Origin of the sequence: Staphylococcus sp. AtDRG32 (genome assembly GCF_004365845.1) — a bacterium.
Taxonomy (GTDB): domain Bacteria; phylum Bacillota; class Bacilli; order Staphylococcales; family Staphylococcaceae; genus Staphylococcus; species Staphylococcus hominis.
In genome coordinates this window covers 788,049-811,972 of record NZ_SODE01000001.1, presented here as the reverse complement: position 1 = coordinate 811,972, position 23,924 = coordinate 788,049, and the positions used below count along the sequence as shown (strand labels likewise).

Annotated in this window: 24 protein-coding genes; 15 read left to right on the top strand and 9 right to left on the bottom strand. The window is 29.9% G+C overall.

Annotated features, from left to right (window positions below):
- Position 1 precedes the first annotated feature (1 nt).
- The gene (locus BDW25_RS03925) at positions 2 to 868 is read right to left on the bottom strand and encodes a DMT family transporter (protein ID WP_002449096.1); all 867 of its coding nucleotides are present in this window, start codon (positions 866 to 868) and stop codon (positions 2 to 4) included.
- Positions 869 to 1,605: 737 nt separating this feature from the next.
- Between BDW25_RS03925 and nrdI the strand changes: the two genes are divergently transcribed.
- The 7 genes from nrdI to BDW25_RS03890 all read left to right on the top strand — a co-directional run bounded on the left by nrdI (position 1,606) and on the right by BDW25_RS03890 (position 9,164).
- The gene (gene nrdI / locus BDW25_RS03920) at positions 1,606 to 2,004 is read left to right on the top strand and encodes a class Ib ribonucleoside-diphosphate reductase assembly flavoprotein NrdI (protein ID WP_002449085.1); all 399 of its coding nucleotides are present in this window, start codon (positions 1,606 to 1,608) and stop codon (positions 2,002 to 2,004) included.
- Positions 1,967 to 4,072: a class 1b ribonucleoside-diphosphate reductase subunit alpha gene (gene nrdE, locus BDW25_RS03915; protein WP_002488027.1), complete on the top strand. Its 2,106-nt coding sequence runs from the start codon at positions 1,967 to 1,969 to the stop codon at positions 4,070 to 4,072. The genes nrdI and nrdE overlap by 38 nt, the downstream gene beginning before the upstream one ends.
- Before the next feature lie 113 nt (positions 4,073 to 4,185).
- Positions 4,186 to 5,154, top strand: coding sequence for a class 1b ribonucleoside-diphosphate reductase subunit beta (gene nrdF, locus BDW25_RS03910; protein ID WP_002455627.1), 969 nt, complete (start codon positions 4,186 to 4,188; stop codon positions 5,152 to 5,154).
- Positions 5,155 to 5,338: 184 nt separating this feature from the next.
- Positions 5,339 to 6,307: an ABC transporter permease gene (locus BDW25_RS03905; RefSeq protein WP_002449086.1), complete on the top strand. Its 969-nt coding sequence runs from the start codon at positions 5,339 to 5,341 to the stop codon at positions 6,305 to 6,307.
- Complete coding sequence (locus BDW25_RS03900) at positions 6,297 to 7,256, top strand: iron chelate uptake ABC transporter family permease subunit (protein ID WP_002449066.1); 960 nt, start codon at positions 6,297 to 6,299, stop codon at positions 7,254 to 7,256. Before BDW25_RS03905 ends, BDW25_RS03900 begins: the two co-directional genes overlap by 11 nt.
- Positions 7,253 to 8,023, top strand: a complete 771-nt coding sequence (locus tag BDW25_RS03895) for an iron ABC transporter ATP-binding protein (RefSeq protein WP_002455626.1) — start codon at positions 7,253 to 7,255, stop codon at positions 8,021 to 8,023. Before BDW25_RS03900 ends, BDW25_RS03895 begins: the two co-directional genes overlap by 4 nt.
- Positions 8,024 to 8,129: 106 nt before the next feature.
- Entirely contained in the window at positions 8,130 to 9,164 is a 1,035-nt protein-coding gene (locus BDW25_RS03890) for a ferrated catecholamine ABC transporter substrate-binding lipoprotein SstD (RefSeq protein WP_133944845.1), read from the top strand.
- A 228-nt stretch (positions 9,165 to 9,392) separates the two neighbouring features.
- Here the strand turns inward: BDW25_RS03890 and BDW25_RS03885 are convergent, their stop codons facing one another.
- The 3 genes from BDW25_RS03885 to BDW25_RS03875 all read right to left on the bottom strand — a co-directional run bounded on the left by BDW25_RS03885 (position 9,393) and on the right by BDW25_RS03875 (position 11,270).
- Positions 9,393 to 9,707 carry a CHY zinc finger protein gene (locus tag BDW25_RS03885; protein WP_002455624.1) on the bottom strand — a complete coding sequence of 105 codons (315 nt, stop codon included), beginning with the start codon at positions 9,705 to 9,707 and terminating at the stop codon, positions 9,393 to 9,395.
- Positions 9,708 to 9,734: 27 nt separating this feature from the next.
- Complete coding sequence (gene murB, locus BDW25_RS03880; protein WP_002455623.1) at positions 9,735 to 10,661, bottom strand: UDP-N-acetylmuramate dehydrogenase; 927 nt, start codon at positions 10,659 to 10,661, stop codon at positions 9,735 to 9,737.
- A gap of 93 nt (positions 10,662 to 10,754) precedes the next feature.
- A complete protein-coding gene (locus BDW25_RS03875; RefSeq protein ID WP_049335058.1) occupies positions 10,755 to 11,270 on the bottom strand; it encodes a GrpB family protein in 516 nt (171 codons plus the stop codon).
- A gap of 107 nt (positions 11,271 to 11,377) precedes the next feature.
- Between BDW25_RS03875 and BDW25_RS03870 the strand changes: the two genes are divergently transcribed.
- From BDW25_RS03870 to BDW25_RS03860, 3 genes are all read left to right on the top strand, one after another.
- A complete protein-coding gene (locus tag BDW25_RS03870; protein ID WP_049335059.1) occupies positions 11,378 to 12,244 on the top strand; it encodes an EMYY motif lipoprotein in 867 nt (288 codons plus the stop codon).
- A gap of 126 nt (positions 12,245 to 12,370) precedes the next feature.
- Positions 12,371 to 12,691: a bacillithiol system redox-active protein YtxJ gene (gene ytxJ, locus BDW25_RS03865; protein ID WP_002449093.1), complete on the top strand. Its 321-nt coding sequence runs from the start codon at positions 12,371 to 12,373 to the stop codon at positions 12,689 to 12,691.
- A 204-nt stretch (positions 12,692 to 12,895) separates the two neighbouring features.
- On the top strand, positions 12,896 to 14,020 hold the full coding sequence (locus tag BDW25_RS03860) for a glycerate kinase (protein WP_002449068.1): 1,125 nt from the start codon (positions 12,896 to 12,898) through the stop codon (positions 14,018 to 14,020).
- A gap of 45 nt (positions 14,021 to 14,065) precedes the next feature.
- Here the strand turns inward: BDW25_RS03860 and pepT are convergent, their stop codons facing one another.
- From pepT to gdpS, 4 genes are all read right to left on the bottom strand, one after another.
- Positions 14,066 to 15,295: a peptidase T gene (gene pepT / locus BDW25_RS03855; RefSeq protein ID WP_002448057.1), complete on the bottom strand. Its 1,230-nt coding sequence runs from the start codon at positions 15,293 to 15,295 to the stop codon at positions 14,066 to 14,068.
- A gap of 14 nt (positions 15,296 to 15,309) precedes the next feature.
- Positions 15,310 to 15,804, bottom strand: a complete 495-nt coding sequence (locus BDW25_RS03850) for a threonine/serine exporter family protein (protein ID WP_002448047.1) — start codon at positions 15,802 to 15,804, stop codon at positions 15,310 to 15,312.
- Positions 15,805 to 15,820: 16 nt separating this feature from the next.
- Entirely contained in the window at positions 15,821 to 16,582 is a 762-nt protein-coding gene (locus BDW25_RS03845; RefSeq protein ID WP_002448186.1) for a threonine/serine exporter family protein, read from the bottom strand.
- A 207-nt stretch (positions 16,583 to 16,789) separates the two neighbouring features.
- Positions 16,790 to 17,860, bottom strand: coding sequence for a GGDEF domain-containing protein GdpS (gdpS, locus tag BDW25_RS03840; RefSeq protein WP_002448119.1), 1,071 nt, complete (start codon positions 17,858 to 17,860; stop codon positions 16,790 to 16,792).
- A 372-nt stretch (positions 17,861 to 18,232) separates the two neighbouring features.
- Here gdpS and BDW25_RS03835 point away from each other — a divergent pair, with 372 nt between their 5' ends.
- Positions 18,233 to 19,306, top strand: coding sequence for a glycosyltransferase family 4 protein (locus BDW25_RS03835; protein WP_133944843.1), 1,074 nt, complete (start codon positions 18,233 to 18,235; stop codon positions 19,304 to 19,306).
- Between the two features lie 64 nt (positions 19,307 to 19,370).
- On the opposite strand, the gene BDW25_RS03830 is transcribed toward BDW25_RS03835, so the two are convergent.
- A complete protein-coding gene (locus tag BDW25_RS03830; protein ID WP_002448090.1) occupies positions 19,371 to 20,012 on the bottom strand; it encodes a YigZ family protein in 642 nt (213 codons plus the stop codon).
- A 140-nt stretch (positions 20,013 to 20,152) separates the two neighbouring features.
- On the opposite strand from BDW25_RS03830, the gene fakB1 reads away from it, so the two are divergent.
- From fakB1 to hpf, 4 genes are all read left to right on the top strand, one after another.
- Positions 20,153 to 21,019, top strand: coding sequence for a fatty acid kinase binding subunit FakB1 (gene fakB1 / locus BDW25_RS03825; RefSeq protein WP_002448078.1), 867 nt, complete (start codon positions 20,153 to 20,155; stop codon positions 21,017 to 21,019).
- Positions 21,020 to 21,325: 306 nt separating this feature from the next.
- Positions 21,326 to 22,408, top strand: a complete 1,083-nt coding sequence (locus tag BDW25_RS03820; RefSeq protein WP_002448127.1) for a DNA/RNA helicase — start codon at positions 21,326 to 21,328, stop codon at positions 22,406 to 22,408.
- Entirely contained in the window at positions 22,401 to 23,078 is a 678-nt protein-coding gene (locus tag BDW25_RS03815) for a ComF family protein (RefSeq protein ID WP_002448152.1), read from the top strand. The genes BDW25_RS03820 and BDW25_RS03815 overlap by 8 nt, the downstream gene beginning before the upstream one ends.
- Before the next feature lie 60 nt (positions 23,079 to 23,138).
- Positions 23,139 to 23,714, top strand: coding sequence for a ribosome hibernation-promoting factor, HPF/YfiA family (hpf, locus tag BDW25_RS03810; RefSeq protein WP_002448103.1), 576 nt, complete (start codon positions 23,139 to 23,141; stop codon positions 23,712 to 23,714).
- The last annotated feature ends 210 nt before the right edge of the window (positions 23,715 to 23,924 follow it).

Here is a 23,924-nt window from a genome sequence, read left to right as displayed (position 1 = left end):
CCTAATTGTTAGATGTATTAGATTGTCTACGTGCTTTTTCAAACATAAAGTAACTAGCGCCAATAATGATGATATAACCTATAAATGCATAGAAATCTGGTGTTTCTCCGAATAATATAAAGCCAAATAATGCAGTAAATAATATAGAAGCATACGTAAAAATAGAAATGTCTTTTGCTGGAGCAAAACTATATGCTAATGTAATACCAATTTGTCCTACTGCCGCTGATAATCCAGCTCCTAATAAATATATAATTTGTAACTTTGTCATCGGTTCATATGTTGCAATAGAAAATGGAATCAGAACGATGACTGAAAATAATGAAAAATAAAATACAATAGTATAAGGTGCTTCACGTTTACTTAATGCTCGTACACAAGTATATGCAGATGCAGCGAAGATACCTGAGAATAAACCGGCTAAAGAAGAGAACATAGTTGAAGAAAATTCTGGTTTAACAATGAATAACATACCAAAAATAGCAATTAACATAGCTATAATTTGATACCTTTTAATATTCTCTTTTAAAAATATTAAACTTAATAAAATAGTCCAAAAAGGGTTAAGCTTCATTAAAGTATCAGCATCACTTAACACCATGTGATCAATAGCGTAAATATTTAATAATACCCCTATAAGACCTAACGTCGATCTAGTCATTAAAAGGGGTTGACTACTCATTTTACCCAATATAGGTTGCCTATATTTTATTATGAAAAATAATGGAATAAACATGGCTACCAAATTTCTTGCTAAAGATTTTTGAAATACGGGTAAGTCTCCGGCTAGTCTAAAAAAAACAGACATAAAACTAAAACCAATAGCAGAAATTAAAATAGCAATGATACCTTTTACCTTAGGATTCAAAGTATATCTCCTCATTTATAAAAATTTAACGTCTATATATTAGCATAATTTATTTGTGGATGCATAAGTACTTGCAAAGATAAAAAAGAAAAATTATAATGATAACGAACATATGTTCTTAATATGGTTAGATATACTCTAAATTTTTAATTCGTAAAATAGAAATTTATTCGGCTTTTAATATAAAAATTGAGTTATTTTTTTAATAAATGGTTAACAATATATTACGATTTACATTCTTATGTATTGGAAATCCCGAATAAATAAGGTTTAGTAATGGTAGGCAAAAAATCAAGTGAAATACCTTAAAAAAACTAAAATAAAATTTTCTTAGTTTTTAATATAGCTATGATGCACCTTTAACCGATTTCACGAACATTTGACATCAAATATTAACTTTTAATTAGGATATCATTTATGTATAATGAAACACAGAATATAGTGTTGGGTTTTGAATTGAGACACAATATGTTGTGTTTGAGGAAAATAGAAAGATTGTATGAATAATTCATTTTAGTAGCAATTTCACACTTATTTGGGTTGATTTTTTCGGAATCTACACTATTTACATGAACGATTTACAAATAATGATTTTTAAAGATTAATAATTAGAAACACAATATGTAGTATTAGCTTGATTAAGTTAACGAAATGATATTCGTTCTAAAAGTAAGTTTTCTTATAAGACTAAGAGAACTTCTTTTTAATTAATAAGATTGTCGAAAGAGGGCGTTCCTATGAAAGTAGTTTATTTCTCTTTTTCAGGAAATGTACGAAGATTTATAAAACGTAGTGAAATTAAAAATGTATTAGAAATCAATAAAGACAATTGTAAGGATAGTATAGAAGAACCTTATATTTTAGTTACAGGTACAATTGGTTTTGGTGAAGTTCCTAAGGAAGTACAGTCTTTTCTAGAAGTTAATCATGCCTATATACGTGCTGTTGCTGCTAGTGGTAATCGTAACTGGGGACAAAACTTTGCGAAAGCAGGTCGAACAATTTCTGAAACATACCATGTGCCTTTATTAATGAAATTTGAGGTTCAAGGTACAAATAAAGATGTTATCGAATTTAGAGATAAGGTGGGGCATTTCAATGAAGATTATGGACGAGAAAAAGTACAATCATATTGAATTAAACAATGAAGTAACTAAACGTAAAGACAATGGCTTTTTTAATCTTGAGAAAGATCAAGAAGCTTTAAACGTTTACTTAGAAGAAATTAGCGATAAAACAATTTATTTTGATAGCGAAATTGAACGTTTACATTACTTAGTAGATAATCATTTTTATTTTAATGTATTTAAGAAGTATAGCGAAGAAGATTTAATAGAAATTATCGAATTCGCAAAATCTATTAATTTTGAATTTGCTAGTTATATGTCTGCAAGCAAATTTTATAAAGATTATGCTTTAAAAACAAATGATAAATCTAAGTACTTAGAAGACTATAATCAACATGTTGCTATAGTTGCTCTATATTTAGCAGATGGTAATAAAGAACAAGCTAAACAATTTATTTTAGCGATGATTGAACAACGTTATCAACCTGCTACACCTACATTTTTAAATGCAGGACGCGCACGTCGTGGAGAGCTTGTTTCATGTTTTTTACTAGAAGTTGATGATAGTCTAAACTCAATTAATTTCATAGATTCTACTGCTAAACAATTAAGTAAAATTGGTGGTGGCGTGGCTATCAATTTATCTAAATTACGTGCACGTGGTGAAGCAATTAAAGGTATTAAAGGCGTAGCTAAAGGTGTATTACCTGTAGCAAAAGCATTAGAGGGTGGATTTAGTTATGCTGATCAATTAGGTCAACGTCCTGGAGCTGGAGCAGTATATTTAAACATTTTCCATTATGATGTTGAAGAATTCTTAGATACTAAAAAAGTAAATGCCGATGAAGACTTACGTCTATCAACAATTTCCACTGGTCTTATTGTTCCATCTAAATTCTTTGATTTAGCTAAAGAAGGTAAAGACTTTTATATGTTTGCACCTCATACTGTAAAACAAGAATATGGAGTGACATTAGACGATATTGATATTGAAAAATATTATGATGAACTTGTAGCTAATCCTAATGTTCTTAAAAAGAAAAAAGATGCACGAGAAATGTTGAATATGATTGCTCAAACACAACTGCAATCAGGCTATCCATATTTAATGTTTAAAGATAATGCGAATAAAGTACATGCGAATTCAAATATTGGTCAAATTAAAATGAGTAATTTATGTACTGAAATTTTCCAATTACAGGAAACGTCTATTATTAATGACTATGGAATTGAAGATGAAATTAAACGTGATATTTCATGTAATTTAGGTTCATTGAACATAGTGAATGTAATGGAAACGGGTAAATTCAGAGATTCAGTACATACTGGAATGGATGCATTAACAGTAGTAAGTGACGAAGCAAATATTCAAAATGCACCAGGTGTGAAAAAAGCAAATAATGAGTTACATTCTGTAGGTTTAGGCGTAATGAACTTACATGGCTATTTAGCGAAAAATAAAATTGGCTATGAATCTGAAGAAGCCAAAGATTTTGCTAATATTTTCTTTATGATGATGAACTATTATTCAATTGAACGTTCTATGGAAATTGCTAAAGAACGTGGAGAAGCATATCAAGATTTTGATAAATCAGATTATGCAAGTGGCAAATATTTTGATTTTTATACATCACAAGAGTTCGTGCCACAATTTGAAAAAGTAAAAGAATTATTTGCTAATATGCAAATTCCTACATCAGAAGACTGGAAATCATTACAACAACAAGTACAAGAATATGGTTTATATCATGCTTATCGATTAGCTATTGCACCAACTCAAAGTATTTCATATGTTCAGAATGCAACTAGTTCGGTCATGCCAATCGTAGATCAAATTGAGCGACGTACGTATGGAAATGCTGAAACATTTTATCCAATGCCTTTCTTATCACCTGAAACAATGTGGTACTATAAATCAGCATTTAATACTGATCAAATGAAACTTATAGATTTAATTTCAACAATTCAAACACATGTAGACCAAGGGATTTCAACAATTTTATATGTTAATTCTGAAATTTCAACACGTGAATTGTCACGATTATACGTATACGCACATCACAAAGGACTGAAATCTTTATACTATACACGTAATAAATTATTAAGTGTTGAAGAATGTACAAGTTGTGCAATTTAATTAATAGTGAAATAAATATTTAGAGGAAAGATTAAATTATTCTCATAGAGAAGCATTTTAATCTTATCCTCTTAAATAATGTAATGGTTAATAAATAGAGGAGGATTTTATTAATGAAGGCCGTCAATTGGAATACTCAAGAAGATATGACAAATATGTTTTGGCGTCAAAACATTTCACAAATGTGGGTAGAAACAGAATTTAAAGTTTCAAAGGATATAGCAAGTTGGAAGACACTAACAGAGGATGAAAAAAATACGTTTAAACGTGCTTTAGCAGGTTTAACTGGATTAGATACACATCAAGCGGATGATGGTATGCCATTAATTATGCTACATACAACGGATTTACGTAAAAAAGCAGTTTATTCATTTATGCAAATGATGGAACAAATTCATGCTAAAAGTTATTCACATATTTTTACAACGTTACTTCCATCTAGTGAAACAAATTATCTATTAGATACTTGGGTAATTGAAGAGCCTCATTTAAAATATAAATCTGATAAAATTATCTCTAATTATCATAAACTTTGGGGAAAAGAAGCCTCTATTTTTGATCAATATATGGCAAGAGTTTCAAGTGTTTTCTTAGAAACGTTCTTGTTCTATTCTGGTTTCTATTATCCACTTTATCTTGCGGGTCAAGGAAAAATGACAACTTCTGGTGAAATTATTAGAAAAATTTTACTTGATGAATCAATTCATGGAGTTTTTACCGGTTTAGATGCTCAAAGTTTACGTAATGAGCTATCAGAAAATGAAAAACAAAAAGCTGATAAAGAAATGTATAAGTTGTTAGAAGAACTATATAAAAATGAGGTATCGTATACACATATGTTATATGATGATATCGGTTTAACTGAAGATGTTTTAAATTATGTACAATATAATGGGAATAAAGCTTTATCAAACTTAGGATTTGAACCTTATTTTGAAGAAAAAGAGTTTAATCCTATTATTGAAAACGCATTAGATACATCAACAAAAAATCATGACTTTTTCTCAGTAAAAGGAGACGGCTATACATTAGCACTTAACGTGGAAGCTTTACAAGACGAAGATTTTATTTTTGAAGATTAGAATAATAACTAATTTTAGAAAAACTAATTGTAGAATCATCACTGCAATTAGTTTTTTTAATTTCTCTATAAAAAATAAAAGAATATTAGTATTACTATTGAAAAATTTATTATGACAATTTAATATATAGTTAAATGATAATCATTTTCAATGGAAATGGTATATATACTAAGGAGCATTACGAATGAAGTTTCTATTCAAAGGTTATACATTATTAATCATTTTAGTGATATTAAGTATACTTTCTTTATTTATTGGCGTAAGTCAATTATCAATAACTGATCTTTTTCATTTGTCAGATAATCAGAAAAATATTTTATTTTCTAGTCGTATTCCTAGAACTATAAGTATTCTTTTATCTGGAAGTTCTCTTGCTTTAGCAGGACTAGTTATGCAACAGATGATGCAAAATAAATTTGTAAGTCCTACTACAGCTGGAACAATGGAATGGGCAAAATTAGGAATATTACTTTCACTCATATTTTTCCCAAAAGGTCATATATTGATCAAATTGACTTTTGCAGTTGCATTAAGCCTAGGAGGAACATTTTTATTCGTTAAACTAATAAATTTTATAAAAGTGAAAGAAGTTATTTTTGTCCCGCTCTTAGGTATTATGATTGGTGGCATTGTTTCAAGTTTTACCACTTTTATAGCATTAAGAACGAATGCACTACAAAGTATTAATAATTGGTTGAATGGGAATTTTGCTGTTATTACAAGCGGCCGTTATGAAATTTTATATTTAGCTATTCCTTTATTAATTATCGCTTATATATTTGCCAATCACTTTACGATTGCTGGAATGGGCAAAGATTTTAGTCATAATTTAGGTGTTAAATATGAACAAATTATAAATATTGCGCTTTTAATCACTGCAACATTGACAGCATTAGTTGTCGTGACAGTTGGAACATTACCATTTTTAGGTTTAATTGTTCCTAATATTATTTCAATGTATAGAGGCGACCACTTGAAAAATGCATTACCTCATACATTAATGCTAGGTTCTATATTTGTATTGTTTTCCGATATTATTGGTAGATTAATTGTTTACCCTTATGAAATAAATATTGGTTTAACAATAGGAGTATTTGGAACGATTATTTTCTTAGTTTTATTGATGAAAGGTAGAAATAATTATGCAAATTAGTGCTAATAAAAAAATATTAATTCTCTTTCTTTTTACAATTTGCATGGCTGCTTTCTACTTACTAGTAGGTTTGGATTTTGAAATTTTTCAATATCAGTTTGAAAGTCGAATAAGAAAATTAGTTTTAATTTTACTTGTTGGTGGATCTATTAGTACGGCAGTTGTTATTTTCCAATCTATCACTGCGAATAGATTACTTACTCCTTCAATTATGGGATTAGACTCAGTCTATTTATTTATTAAAGTCTTGCCTGTGTTCTTATTAGGTACACAAGCCAGTGTAGTGACAAATACTTATTTGAATTTTCTTCTAACTCTCGTAGTGATGGTTCTTTTTTCTTTAGTATTATTTCAAGGCATGTTTAAATTAGGACATTTTTCGGTTTATTTTATTTTACTTGTTGGGGTAGTATTAGGAACATTTTTCCGTAGTATCACTGGATTTATTCAACTTATTATGAATCCAGATGACTTTTTAACCGTTCAAAGTGCGATGTTTGCAAGTTTTGACGCTTCTAATTCTAAACTTGTTCTTATTTCAAGTATACTTTTAATTATTTTAATTGTAATTGCTTTTATATTAAGACCTTATTTAGATGTGTTATTACTAGGGAAAGATCAGTCTATTAACTTAGGTGTATCATATGAAAAAATGACAAAACTTTTATTAATTTTAGTGGCTTTATTAGTATCAATATCTACTGCTTTAGTAGGTCCTGTTACATTTTTAGGATTATTAACAGTCAATTTAGCGCATGAATTCATGAAAACATATGAACATAAATATATTTTACCCGCAACGATTCTTATAAGTTGGATTAGTTTATTTATAGCTCAGTGGATTATAGAAAATATGTTTAAAGCTACCACTGAATTTAGTCTTATTATAGATTTAGTTGGAGGTATTTACTTCATATACTTACTTATTAAAAGGAGGAATGAAGATTGATTCAGATTAGAAATTTAGATAAAAAAATTCAGAGTAAATCTATTTTGAAAGATATAAATGTTGATATACAAAAGGGTAAGTTAACCTCTTTGATAGGTCCAAACGGTGCAGGAAAAAGTACACTTCTATCAGCAGTAAGTCGGTTATTTGAATATGAGAACGGTACAATTAATATTGAAAATAAATTAATTGATGATTATAAAAGCGATGAATTAGCAAAAAAGTTAAGTATTTTAAAACAAACAAATCATACTGATATGAATATCACTGTAGAACAGCTTGTAAATTTTGGACGTTTTCCTTATTCAAAAGGTCGAATGAAAAAAGAAGATCATGAGAAAGTGGCATATGCCATTGATTTACTACATCTAAGGGAAATCAAAGATAGAAATATAAAAACACTATCTGGAGGACAAAGACAACGTGCGTATATTGCTATGACAATTGCTCAAGATACAGAATACATTTTGTTAGATGAACCGTTAAATAATTTAGATATGAAACATTCAGTTCAAATTATGCAGACACTTCGAACATTGTGTCGCAATTTAAATAAAACGATTGTTATTGTACTCCACGATATTAATTTTGCATCTTGTTATTCAGATTACATTGTTGCACTAAAGAAAGGTGAAATTATTAAATCTGGCCCAAAAGATAGTGTGATTGAAACAAATGTGTTAAGTGATTTATATGAAATGGATGTTCATGTAGAAGAAATTAGAGGCCAACGTATTTGTTTATACTATGATGAGGTTATCTTTTAAAATGAGATAAATATTTTTATATTTAAAGGGGTGATGCTTAGAAAATATAAAAGTAAATACTTGAAAAATTGAGTGCCAAAGTTAACTTATAAAAGGAGAAATACATATGAAGAAAACAGTCTTATTTTTAGTCTTAACTTTAGCTTTAGTATTATCAGCGTGTAGTAATAATTCTGGTAATAAATCAAATAATGAAAATGATTCAAAAGATACAGTTTCAATTAAAAATAGCTTTTCAGCAAGTGGAAATGACGAAAGTAGTAATGAGGGTAAAAAAATTAGTAACACTGTGAAAGTGCCTAAAAATCCTAAGAACGCGGTTGTTCTAGATTATGGAGCACTAGATGTTTTAAAAGAAATGGGTGTAGCTGATAAAGTGAAAGGCTTACCAAAAGGTGAAAATAATGAATCTTTACCAAGTTTTCTAAGTGAATTTAAAAAGGATAAATATATTAATACTGGTAATTTAAAAGAAATAAATTTCAATAAAATAGCTGAAGCTAAACCGGATGTTATTTATATTTCAAGTAGAGCAGCTACTCAGAAAAATCTAGATGAGTTTAAAAAGGCAGCGCCTAAAGCTAAAGTTGTCTATGTAGGTGCAAGTGAAGATCATTATATTAAAGATATGAAAAAGAATACAGAAAATCTAGGTAAAATTTACAACAAAGAAGATAAAGCAAAAGATATGAATAAAAAATTAGATCAAAAAATTTCAGATATGAAAAAACAAACTAAGGATTTAGATAAATCTGTAATGTATCTTTTAGTTAATGAAGGAGAACTTTCTACATTCGGTCCAGGTGGAAGATTTGGTGATTTAGTATTTAATACGCTAGACTTTAAACCAGCGGATAAACACGTTAAAATAAGTCCACATGGTCAAAATATTAATAATGAATATATCAGTAATCATAATCCAGATATCATTTTAGCAATGGATCGTGGATCAGTTGTGGGTGGAAAATCGACAGCTAAACAAGTGTTAAAAAATGATGTTATTAAAGATGTAACAGCAGTTAAAAATAACAATGTTTATGAATTAGACCCTAAACTATGGTACTTTGCTTCAGGTTCAACAACAACAACAGTAAAACAAATTGATGAGTTAGAAAAAGTAATTGATAAAACTAAAAAATAAATCTAGGATACTAAGTTTAGAATGAATAAAAGAGTGGGACATACATCCTAGAAAAATAGCCAGTAAATGAGTTTATTATAAATTCATTTACTGGCTTCTTTATTTACAATACTTCGTATGGTTGGCTCGCTTTGTTAGGGGACAACTTTAGTCTGTAGCCGTTCCTTCAAGAGTCTCGTCAAAATACTTTGTTTTATATGTTATTCTATATATCATTTAAATTAAGTATTAAATTTCAAAATATAAATGATAGTGAAATTTACAACGTGAATTAAAATGTGCTTGGCAACTTGGACAAGTTTCAGTCATCATGTATTCATGAATAGAGAGTTCATTTTGACAAACTCCACAAAGTATCGCCTTTTTATGAAATTCTTCTGCTGACCAACGCTGAATGTTATGAGATTCATGTTCGTTATGGCATTGGTAACAAGGATAATACTTTTCACAACATTTAAATTTAATCGCTATAATGTCAAGCAATGTATGATAGTGAATACAACGTGTTTCATTGTCTACGAGAGAACCATAAACTTTTGGCATTGTTTCACATCTCCTTACATTGAGAATTTACTCTGACTTTGGATATTCGCCAATGATTCGAACTTCACGATGTAATTCAACATCAAATTTTTCTTTCACGACTTTTTGTACGTGATGAATTAAATTCTCGTAATCTGTTGCTGTACCATTATCGACATTTACCATAAATCCAGCATGTTTAGTTGAGACTTCTACGCCACCAATACGATGACCTTGAAGATTTGAATCTTGAATTAATTTTCCAGCAAAATGACCTGGAGGACGTTGGAATACACTACCGCATGACGGGTATTCAAGTGGTTGTTTAGATTCACGACGTTCTGTAAGATCATCCATTTTAGCTTGAATCTCGTTCAAGTTACCTGGTTCTAAAGTAAATGCTGCTTCAAGAACTACTAAATGTTGTTTTTGAACGACACTGTTTCTATAGTCTAAATGTAATTGTTCTTTAGTCAGTTGTATCAAATCGCCGTGTTCATTTACACATAAAGCATAATCGATGCAATCTTTAATTTCTCCTCCATAGGCGCCTGCATTCATATAAACAGCACCACCAACAGAACCAGGAATGCCACAAGCAAATTCTAAGCCGGTAAGAACGTGATCTCTTGCCGCTCTCGATACATCTATAATTGCTGCACCGCTTCCTGCTATAATTGCATCATCTGAGACATTAATATGATTAAGGGATAATAGACTAATCACAATACCTCTGATACCGCCTTCGCGAATAATAATATTTGAACCATTCCCTAAATATGTAACAGGCAATTGATGTTCTTGAGCATAACGTACGATAGTTTGTACTTGTTCATTTTCGATAGGTGAAAGGTAAAAATCTGCATTTCCACCAGTTTTCGTGTATGTATAACGTTTTAACGGTTCATTAACTTTAATAATATTGTCAGGTACTAAAGATTTTAAATCTTTTAAGATGTCTTCTTGTTCTAACATAAGTACATCCTTTCTTCTCTTCTATAATCTAAACTTTATTATAGCAACTTTACATATGTTTTGCTAAAAGAGTTTAAAACAATTTGTATATCATTAAAGTGTATGATACAAATTATCAAAAAATTTCTGTTTTTGGTTTTCGTAGTATCGGATTGTTGAATTTAAATTGATAAATTCATTTTTCTGATTAGAAAACATCTGTGCTACGTGTTTTTGTGTAGACAGTACGTGATCTATAGCTAAATATTGAGTGAATAAGGGCGTATCTATTTGAATAATGTGTAATCGTATTATTTGCTTAAGATTGATCATATTATCAAATTTTGCCATCATCACTTTCTTTTTATAAGGATGGTGTAATCGATAAAAGCCTACATAATTCAATCTCTTTTCATCAAGAGAGGTAATATCATGGAGATTATTGACTCCAACTAAAACATCTAAAATCGGTTCTGTGGGATAAGAAAAATGTTTTGTTCCCCCGATATGTTGTGTGAATTTTACTGGAGAATCTAACAAGTTAAATAACAGAGCTTTAGTGTCTTCATACAACTGATGATAATCATTGACGTTGGGACAATTTATAAATGATTGAACAGATGCATACATATGTAACTCCTTCAATTAAATAATGATACAAATTCTGAAATACTATAACATAATTTATTTTCAATATAAATAACTTTATGTATAATACGGGTGTTAGGAGTGCAAAAATGAAAAAATTAATAATACTTTCATTATGTTCACTATACTGTTTGATACTTTCTGGTTGTGGTCAGAATAATAACGAAGATTTAAATCGCTTCAAACAACACCTATCTAAAGTAGAGACCAAGCAAAAAAGCGTGGAAAAAGTGATGAATCAATTAGAGCTGAACCGTTTAAATGATATAAGTAAAACCGATACAACAGATAAAAATAAAAAGTCATTTGAACGACTACAGAAAAATATAAATCACCGTTTAGTGCCTGAGTTTAAAGAGTATGAAAAAGAAGCTAAACATCTTCCGGCTAAGACAAATAAAACTCGTCAATTAAAGAAAGATTATTTAAATCATGTGAGTAAGCAACATCAATCTATAAATGAAATTAAATCATTTGTAGATTTATATAATCAATCAGTTGTGGAAAATGAAAAAATTCTAAATTATACACATTCATTTGAAATAAATAGAGCACTAGTAGAAAAAGATATACGTAAAACAAATAATCAAGAAAATGCACATCTATTAAAATCTAAAATTGAAAACAATAATCGTAATTTACGAAAAACTGCTCAAAAATATTTAGAAAAGGATAATTATCCTACTTCAAAAGCAATTAATGAGCATATAAAACCACTGATACAAAAACAGATTAAAGATTTAAATCAGACTAATATTACAGATTCACATGTAAACAATGCTCGTAAAAATGCGATAGAAATGTACTATAATTTACTTAATTATTATGAGACACGTGAAACAACTATTAAGATTGAAGATCAACTTTCAAAAATTAATGTTGAGAAACTACCTAAAACGGGTAAAGATTTAAGTAAGGGAAATCACAACTTTAAAACAAAATTAGAAAAAGTATAGCAAAACGAATAAAACCTAAATTTAAATTTTTGGTTAACATTATATGATGAAATGTGTATAATTGTAGCCATTGAGAAGTTTAATTTAAAAAAAGGGACAAAGTTAAAAAATTTAGAGGTGAATAGAATGGCTATAAAGCTGAGTTCGATTGACCAGTTTGAACAAGTATTAGAAGAACATAACGATGTATTTGTATTAAAACATAGTGACACATGTCCAATTTCAGCTGCAGCATTTGATCAATTTAATAAGTTTTTATATGAAAGAGACATAGATGGATATTATCTAGTAGTTCAAGAAGAAAGAAAACTTTCTGATTATATTGCTGAAAAGACAAATGTGAAACATGAATCACCACAAGCTTTTTATTTTGTAGATGGAAAAGCTGTATGGAATGCAAGTCACAGTGATATTAATGTATCTACATTAGCACAAGCTGAAGAGTAAGAAAGATAAATATATCGATTTAAGAGTCTGGTACATTTTTTGTTACCAGCTCTTTATTATATCTACATTTTTATCACTTTAAATGACTTTTATATTTATAAAATGTAAAAAATGAAATATGCGATGAACCTATGTATAATGTGAAAGTGAAGTTATAACGTATGAATTTAAGAAAGATAGAAAGTGGCATGAGGTGAAAATAGAATGAAAATTTTAGTAGCCATGGATGAATTTAACGGTATTATTTCGAGTTATCAAGCGAATCGTTATGTGGAAGAGGCAATAGCAAGTCAAATTGATCATGCAGATATTGTACAGGTACCTTTATTTAACGGACGTCATGAATTATTAAATTCAGTATTTCTTTGGCACTCAGGTACAAAATATAAAGTGAATGTTCATGATGCCGATATGAATGAGATTGAAACGATATATGGACAAACTGAAGAAGGTACTGTAATTATTGAAAGTAATTTATTTTCAAAAGGTCATAAAGCAATTGAACAACGTACTAGTTTTGGGTTAGGAGAAGTTATTTTAGATGCATTAAACAAGGACACAGATCATATTATTATATCTTTAGGTGGTATGGATAGTTTTGATGGTGGCGTAGGGATGCTACAAGCTTTAGGAGCTAAATTTTATGATGATGAAAATAGAGAACTTGACGCACGAGAAGGCGCACAAATGATCAAGTTCATTCGTCATATTGACATTTCTGGACTGCCTAGTACATTGGAAAATGTCAGACTACAAGTGATGACGGATTTTTCTAGTAAGTTGTATGGAAAAAATAGTGAAATTATGAAATTAAGCTATAACCATCAAATTCCACACAAAAAAGCAGTGGAAATTGATAATTTAATTTGGTACTTAAATGAGATTATGAAAAATGAATTACATATTGCTTTAGGACCTATTGAACGTGGCGGAGCCGGTGGCGGTATAGCTGCGGTGTTGAAAGCATTATACAACACAGAAATTTTAACGAGTCATGAACTAGTAAATCAAATTACACATTTAGATGAGTTAGTATCTCAGGCAGATTTAATTATCTTTGGAGAGGGTTTAAAAGAAGAAGATCATATGCTTGAAACAACCACATTGACTATTGCGGAACTTACAGAAAAATATCACAAACCATCTATTGCAATTTGTGCGACTAATGATAAGTTTGATATATTTAATCATCATCGCGTAACAGCCATGTTTAACACATTTATTGAAATGCCGAAAACATACACAGATTTTAAAATGGGTCTTCAAATTAGACATTATACAGTTCAAGCTTTACGATTATTAAAAACTACAGCTAAGGGAATAAAATAAATAAAAAAGTTTAGTTCAAAGAATGAACTAAACTTTTTTTATTTATTATTTTTCATATTGTGTTACTTCTTGAGCAATACCAATAATCACTTGTACTGCTTTTTCCATTACATCGATAGAAGCATATTCAAATGGACCATGGAAGTTTCCACATCCTGTAAAAATATTAGGTGTAGGTAAACCTTTAAATGAAAGCTGAGAACCATCAGTACCACCACGTATAGGCGCAGTATTTGGTTTTATCTCTAAATCTGCAAATACTTTTTTAGGAATATCAATAATATACGGATGTGGCTTAATTTGTTCAGCCATATTGTAGTATTGGTCTTCGATATCTACTTTTACTGGATAACCTTCATAATGAATATTAATATCATCACGAATTTCTAAAAGTTTTTTCTTTTTAAGTTCAAAAGATTTTCTATCGTGATCTCTTATAATATATTGTAAAGAAGCTTTTTCAACTGTTCCTTCTATTTTCATTAAATGATAGAATCCTTCATAACCTTCTGTACGTTCTGGTACTTCATTAGCAGGTAGTAGACTATGGAATTGATGTACTAATCCAATAGCATTAACCATTACGTTTTTTGCAGAACCAGGATGAACGTTTACACCATGGGCAGTGATTGTTGCTTCTGCTGCATTAAAACTTTCGAATTGTAATTCTCCAAACTCACTGCCATCCATAGTATAGGCAAAATCGGCATTAAAGCGTTCCACATTAAACTTGTGAGGACCACGACCTATTTCTTCATCAGGTGTAAAAGCTATACGTATGCGACCATGTTTAATTTCTGGATGGGTCTGCAAGTATTTTACTGCTTCCATAATTTCTACAACACCTGCTTTATCATCGGCACCGAGTAAAGATGTACCATCTGTAATCATTAGAGTGTGACCTTCTAATTTTTTAAGTTCTGGAAATACATCTTGACTTAATACTCGATTTGTTTGACCTAATTTAATAGGTTGACCATTATAATCTTCTATAATCTGAGGATTAACATTTGTCGCATTAAAATCTGGTGAGGTATCTACATGTGCTAAGAAACCGACCGTAGGAACTTCTTTTTCTATGTTACTTTCTAAAGTGGCAAACAGATAACCATTATTATCCAATTCTGTTTCTAATCCAAAGTCTTGCAGTTCTTTTTGTAATAAATGTAATAAATCCCATTGTTTTTCAGTAGAAGGCGTCGATTTCGATTCGGGATTTGATTGTGTATCTATTTTTACATATCTTGATAATCTATCTATAATCTGTACTTTCATAACGAAACATCCCCTTAGACTCTATTGTTCATATTGTAAGATTTTCTATACGTTTTTCCTTTGATTTTACCATAAAATTGCTTAATACGTGTGTAAATATAGTAGAGAATTTCTGCTACCAATATCCCAAAAGCAATTGAACCAGAAATTAATGTGACCTCTAGAAATGTATTCACAGCATGAGTATAGTCATTAGATACTAAAAATCGTGTTGCTTCATATGCTGTACCACCAGGAACAAGAGGGATTATACCTGGCACAATGAAGATAATCACGGGTCTTTTATAGCGTCGACTCATCACATGACTTAATAAACCAAGAATTAAACTACCTAAAAAAGCAGCGCCAACTTTTCCTAAATCCATATCTACGGTATATTGATAAATTGTCCAAGCTAAGGCGCCGACAAATCCACAAGCAAGCAAAAGTCGTTTAGGAGCATTAAATATAATAGAAAAAAGTACCGTCGAAATAAAACTGATAACAAAATGAAATAGATAAAATAACATACATAAACAGCCTTTCTTAAAGAATTAATAAAACAATCGCTACGCCTGCACCAATAGCGAATGATGTTAGTGCAGCTTCTACACCACGAGACATTCCAGCAAGTAGCTCGCCAGCCATTAAATCTCTAATAGCGTTACAAATTAAAATTCCAGGCACTAAGGGCATAACACTAGAAATTGTTATAATATTTTGATTTGTAGCAATGCCTAGTTTAGTAAATGTAACAGCAATTGTAATGACTACTGCTGATGCTACAAATTCAGAAAAGAATTTAATTTGAATGAAACGCTGGACAAAGCTAAAAGTTAAGAACGCAGCGCCGCCAGCTAAAATAGCAATCCAGCAATCAGAAACAACACCGCCAAACATGAGTAAGAAAAAGCCACATGCAATTGCCGCAGCAAAAAAATTCAATAAAAAAGAATATTGTAATGAAGCTTTACTTAAATGAATCAGTTCTGATTTAGCTTCATCAATGGTTAGCTCATTTTTAGCAATCTTTCTAGAAAGACTATTTGTAAGAGCAATTTTTTCTAAATCTGTAGTACGATCTCTAATTCTTATAAGCCTTGTATTTGTTCGATCATTAAGTGAGAAAATAATAGCGGTCGATGTGACAAAGCTATATGTATCATTTAAACCATAACTGTGAGCAATTCGATTCATAGTATCTTCAACACGGTAAGTTTCAGCTCCAGATTCTAAGAGAATGCGACCAGCTATTAATACAACATCAATCACCTTATTTTCATCGATAATAGTGATTGAATTATTCATAAAAGCACCCCCACAATAATTAAAATATATAATGATTTTCGTGTATATCTATAATATTCTTCGCTTGTATTAATACTTTATTACTAAATCAGACATTTTAAAAGTAGAATAACAAATAAATAATATAGATGTTAAAAGAGTATAAAAAAGAGATGCAACAGAATTCATTTCGAATTCCACGTTCCATCTCAAATTAAATCGTAACGTCTATAATTTAATTATAGGATTAAACATTACTTGATTACGACCTTCTTTTTTAGCTACATGGACCATATCATCGGCGTCTTTAAATACTTTACGTTGAGATTTATATTCATCTGGAGATAAATAACCAACGCCAATAGATACAGATAGTTTTATAACTTCCTTATTAGGTAAATGGAACGAAGATTTTTCGACTGCCATCCTAATATTTTCAGCAAGTTTCACACTTTGATCTAAAGAATAATCGAAGATGACAATAGAAAATTCTTCACCGCCATTACGGAAGATTTTAAATTGATGTGGTACATAATTTTTAAGCAATTGAGACATTTGTTTTAGTACAGCGTCTCCTGCTTTATGAGTATATGTATCATTAACATCTTTAAATCCGTCAATGTCAACGAGTAAAAGTGCGAGACTAGTATGTTCTATTTCGGCTTTTTGAGAAATCTTATTTAAATGTCTATCAAATTCTTTTACATTACCTAAACCTGTTAAATAATCATACTTATCCTCATTTTCGTACCGTGTAACAAGCGAAAAGAAATGCCAGATATCAACAAAGGTAACAGCAGAAGTAATCGTTAGTACGAATGAAATAGGTATAAGTATAATTAATTCAGTTAAATCATATAAAGTTGTGAAGATAGATAAAACAAAAATAATAACAATACTGATAGCATTTAAAATAATTAAAGCAATAATATCATTTTTTTTAAGAAACGGCCCAATTAAACTAACAATAATACCTATTATAATAAGAACGACGCTATAAAAAAATGAATTTCCGAATAAAAATATATCCACTAGACTTATGATAAGTGAGGCAATAAAAGTGTAACCGACGTTTGTATAGCGACCAAGGAATAGTAACGGAACAAAAGTTAGACGAATAAGATATTGATGATGAAAAGGAATAGGGTAAGCTGTTATTAGTAATGCCACCAAAGTCATTAAAATTGTGACATAACCTTTAGAAAATATCATGATTTTATTTTCTGAATATTGTAATCGATGGAATAAATAAATTCCAGCTACCATAACGGCAATATTGTAAATAGTTGCTTCAAACATATTGGGATCGACTCCTTTAAATTAACCATTAGTAATTGTAAGTGAAAACTTACTATTTGTCATTAAGTTGTTTGTTATAAAATATATATTATGAATTTCAGATAGACTTTCATGTTCAAATTTATAACAAAATGATATGATATAAAAAATACGTATCTTTACAAAAAATTTACAATTAATTTTAATTAGTTTATGATACATGATTAAAAGTGGTCTGTTTAATGAATAGATTATTACGAAGAAAATAAACAGACTAATAATATATAAAATTGAAAAAGTATATATACTACTATAGTCTAATTTAAAAAATTGATAATAATTGTTTAAATAGTATAGATGAAAAAATAACAGGAATATATTGAAGGTGAACTGATGTATACTTTATTACTTATTGTTGTAACATTGGTAATCAGTTTAATAATAACGCCTATTATAATAAAGGTTTCTTTTAAATTTAATTTAGTAGATCGACCTAACTATAGAAAAGTACATACAAAACCAGTATCAGTCATGGGAGGTACTGTCATACTACTTTCATTTCTTATTGGTTTATGGTTAGGCCATCCCATAGAGAGGGCAGTTAAACCTTTGGTAATTGGTTTAATTATTATGTATTTTGTAGGCATCATTGATGATATTTATGATTTGAAGCCAATTTTAAAGTTAATTGGACAAATTATAGCGGCATCAGTTGTTGTTTTTTACGGGATTACCATAGATTTTATTTCTTTTCCAATTGGTCCAACCATTCATTTTGGTATTTTAAGTATACCGATTACAATTATATGGATTGTAGCAATAACAAATGCAATAAATTTAATAGATGGTTTAGATGGTTTGGCATCAGGTGTGTCAGTTATTGGTTTAACTACCATTGGTTTCATAGCTATATTACAAGGAAATGTATTTATCATTATGATTTGTAGTTTGCTGATTGGCGCGTTACTTGGCTTCTTATTCTTTAATTTCCATCCTGCTACAATCTTTTTAGGCGATAGTGGAGCATTAATGATTGGATTTATTATTGGCTTTTTATCCTTACTAGGTTTTAAAAATATCACATTTATTTCTTTATTCTTCCCAATTGTTATTTTAGCGGTACCATTTATTGATACCTTATTTGCAATGATTAGAAGAGTGAGAAATGGTCAACACATTATGCAAGCAGATAAATCACATTTACATCATAAACTTCTTGCATTAGGATATACACATCGTCAAACAGTATTACTGATATACTCTATTGCGATTATGTTTAGTTTATCGAGTATTATATTGTATTTATCTCAACCATTAGGTGTATTACTAATGTTTATCTTAATCGTCATCACAATTGAACTCATCGTTGAATTTACTGGTTTAATAGATGATAGTTATCGTCCTATTCTTAATTTAATTTCTAAAAAAAATGACGATGCATCTCGCCATAAGACAAACTATAAATAATATTTTTATTCACTTATTTACAAAAGCCAGCAATCTTAAGCGTTTGCTGGCTTTTGTAATTTAATTAATTTGTTTCAATATCAAAAGGTAATTGCTTAGGTGTATCTTTTTCTAAATCATATTGACTTGCTGTATTACGGTTTAAAAATTCGATAAATGAATCGTATTCTGTTTCTAAAACATCAATCTTATAACTCACTTTATCAGTGTAAACTTTGTCTCTTAGAAAAAAAGAAGTTGAAGCAAGTTCATACTCAAATTTACCTGTTAAGTCATAATTAATGGTAACAGTAGTGGGAATAGCATTTCTTAATTCTACACGGCCGATATCGTAAATCACATCTCGTACTGCACCACTATATGCACGAATTAATCCGCCACCGCCAAGTTTAATGCCACCAAAATACCGAGTAACTACCACACAAGCATTGTGAATATCCAGTTTTTTTAATATTTCAAGCATAGGAATACCTGCTGTTCCTGTTGGTTCTCCATCATCGTTGGCTTTTTGTATATTCATTTGATTGCCAACAGTGTATGCAGAACAATTATGTGTTGCTTCTTTATGAGTTTGTTTTACTTCTTCTATAAACATCTTAGCCTCATCTTCTGAGGAAACAGGTTTGATATGAGCAATAAATCGAGATTTATTAATTGTATTTTCAATAATATGTTCTTTTTTTATAGTAATAACACGATCACTCAATTGATAAATACCTCCACGATATGATTAATATGAATTTTATTATACACGTTTGTTTTCTTTTAGATAAATAATTGATTATGAATTTCCTTTTTTATTAAAATAATTTATAATACTGGTGAGTATAATTGAGGAGGACGATTATGAAAATTGCAGTAATGACAGACTCTACTGCGAATCTGCCAAAACATATTATTGAAAAATATCAGATACCAGTTGCACCACTGAGTGTAACATTTGATGATGGGGAAACATTTACTGAACATCCAGATCTTTCAAAAGAATCTTTTTATAAAAAAATGGCCGCATCTAAAACAATTCCTACAACAAGTCAACCAGCTATTGGTGAATGGATAAAGAACTACGAGGAATTGAGAGATAAAGGTTATACAGATGTTATCGTCTTTAATTTATCAAGTGGTATTAGTGGGAGTTATCAATCAGCAACACAAGCAGGTGAAATGGTAGATGGCATTCAAGTCCACACATTTGATACAAGATTAGCTTCTATGGTTGAAGGCAGCTATGTGATTTATACATTAAAATTGATTGAAGACGGAGCAACCCCTAACGAAATTATTGAGGAATTAACGTCTATTCGTAAAGATACAGGTGCATACTTATTTGTTGATGATTTAAAAAATTTACAAAAAAGTGGTCGTATTACTGGTGCCCAAGCATGGATTGGAACACTTTTACAAATGAAGCCAGTGCTTAAGTTTGAAGAAGATGGAAAAATTCATCCTTTAGAAAAAGTACGTACACGTAAGCGAGCTTATAATTCTATAGAACAACATGCACTTGATATTGCGAAAAATATTAATGATGTAACAGTGTTTGTGATTAATGGAGATAAAACAAAAGAGGGTAAAGATTTTTGTGCTAAATTAAAAGAGAAATATTCAAACATTAATATTCAATATTGTGAATATGGACCAGTCATTGCATCTCATTTAGGTTCAGGTGGAATCGGAGTTGGATATTTCCCAAGAAAAATTGTAATCGAATAAGATGAAGGTCTAATCGTTAAAAGTGAGAACATGGAGGGCTAAGGTACCCATCTCCTTTTCGATTAGACTTTTTTTATTTTAATAAGGAAGTGATGAAATATTAAATATTATGGAAGATTAGTATCTTCAGAAATAGAATTAAAAGATGAAATAATCAGTGAGAAAACGTTAGGTATCGTAAAGAGTTCAAAAGGATATCGATGTATTCAATGTGGTAATGAAGATAGTGCTCATTTCTATCAATATTTTTCCTCTATTCTTAATAAAGAAGTAATATATTGTCGACAATGTATACATCTAGGAAGAATGGATAATATTACTGAATATAAAATCATTAAAAGTAAAAATGTTAAATCAGAGGGATTATATACATTATCTTTTAAATTATCTGAACAGCAATGTTATGCATCTGAAAAAATCTTATCTGCTATAGAAAACTGTGAAAACTTACTATTATATGCGGTAACTGGTGCAGGAAAAACAGAGATGATATATGAGGGTATTAGCTTATCACGTAAAAGAGGATTTAATGTAGCAGTCATCTCTCCAAGAGTAGATGTAGTAATAGAGATTAGCCAGCGTATTAAAGAAGTTTTTTTGAAAGAAAATATTGACGTATTGCATCAATCAAGTAAACAACAATATAACGGACATTTTGTAATTTGTACTATCCATCAACTATATCGATTTAAAAATCACTTTGAAGTTATTTTTGTCGATGAAGTTGATGCATTTCCGCTTCCTATGGATCATCATCTACAAAATGCTATTAAACAAGCGGCTAAACCGCTATCTACATTGATTTATATGACTGCAACGCCACCTAGACATTTACTGCATCAAATACCAAAACATCGCATTATACAGTTACCTGCTCGCTTTCATAGACACCCATTACCAGTTCCAAAATTTAAATATTTTAAATTAAATATGAATCGTACTCAAAGTTTTTTAAAGTACATGTTATTAAATCAGATTGAACATAAAAGATTTACGTTAGTATTTTTTAATAATATAGAAAATATGATTAAGATATCCGAATACTATAAAAAAATATTTTCAGATTTGATATGTATTTCAAGTGAAGATGCTTTACGTTTTGAAAAAGTGAAAGCACTTCGTGAAGGAAAACATCGAATTGTTTTTACAACAACAATTTTAGAACGTGGATTTACTATGGCTCAATTAGACGTTATCGTAATTAATGCAGATACATTTGAAAAGGCTGCATTAGTACAAATTGCTGGAAGAGTTGGACGTAAACAAGAAGCTCCCACAGGAAAGGTATTATTTCTTCATGAAGGTGTGAGTATATCAATGTTGATGGCTAAAAAAGATATTACAAAAATGAATAAATTAGGGATTCAAAGAGGGTGGATTGATGAATAAATGTATTCAGTGTGCTACTCCTATTCACGAAGAACTATCTATATTTAATTTTTATAAATCACCACAACAATTTTGTGAAACATGCACAAAACAATGGCAAGCCATTAAACTTGATATCAATGATAAAAAAAGATGTACAAGATGTCTTAATTATAAAATAAAAGTAAGTGATGAATGTTTAGACTGTAAATGTCTCAATCAACAATTTACTCTAATGTCACAACTGTATTGTGAATATAAATATGATGGAATAATGAAAGAAACGATTCATCATTACAAATTTATGAAGGATTACTATTTAGCTGAGGTTTTAGCTTCAAAGTTAACATTGCCTAAAACGTCATATGACTATATTGTCCCTATCCCATCCCCTTATAAAAGAGATGAACATCGAACGTTTAATCCAGTAACCACTGTTTTGGACAAAATGGGGGTAAGCTATATAGAATTATTAGGAACACGTTCACGACCTAAGCAATCAAGACTTGGAAAAAGAGAGCGATTTAAAGCTGACAATCCGTTCTATCTTAAAGAAAATATAGATATTACGAATAAAAATATTTTACTGATTGATGATATCTATACTACCGGTTTGACAGTTCATTATGCGGGGAGTGTATTATGTAATAAAAAAGTCAGAAAATTCAAAGTGTTTGCGTTTTCAAGATGACTTAAACATGATATTATAATAGTAAGAATACCAATATTAGAGGTTAAAGGAGAGATAACTATGATTAGATTTGAAATTCATGGAGATAACCTCACTATTACAGATGCTATCCGCAACTATATTGAGGAAAAAATTGGTAAACTTGAACGTTATTTTAATAATGTGCCAAATGCAGTTGCACATGTAAAAGTTAAAACGTATCAAAATTCAGCTACTAAAATCGAGGTAACAATTCCTTTGAAAAATGTTACATTGAGAGCTGAAGAACGACACGACGATTTATACGCAGGCATTGATTTAGTTACAAGCAAATTAGAACGTCAAGTTCGTAAATATAAAACGCGTGTGAATCGTAAGAATAGAGATAATGGAGAACCAGAACCATTTATTGCTGAGCAACAAACAGTAGTGAATGAGGATGTGGAAGCGACTTCTGAATCATCAAATGAGAATGAAATAGAAATTATTCGTTCTAAACAGTTTAGCTTAAAACCAATGGATTCTGAAGAAGCAGTATTACAAATGGATTTATTAGGGCATGATTTTTACATTTTTACAGATCGTGAAACAGATGGTACAAGTATTGTGTATCGACGTAAAGATGGTAAATATGGTCTGATTGAAACAACTGAATAGTTGAATGTAGACGTTCTTTACGAAAGTTTAAGTATGAGAGGAGCTATGACTAGAATTGAAAATGCATGACATAGGCACGTATTCAATTCAGTCAATGACTACTCCCTTGTTTAAAGGTACCTGAGACAAGTTGATGTCCCAGGTACTTTTATTATTTAGAAGAGAATAATAAATATTATATGTATCGTACAATGTGAAGAATGAGTATGA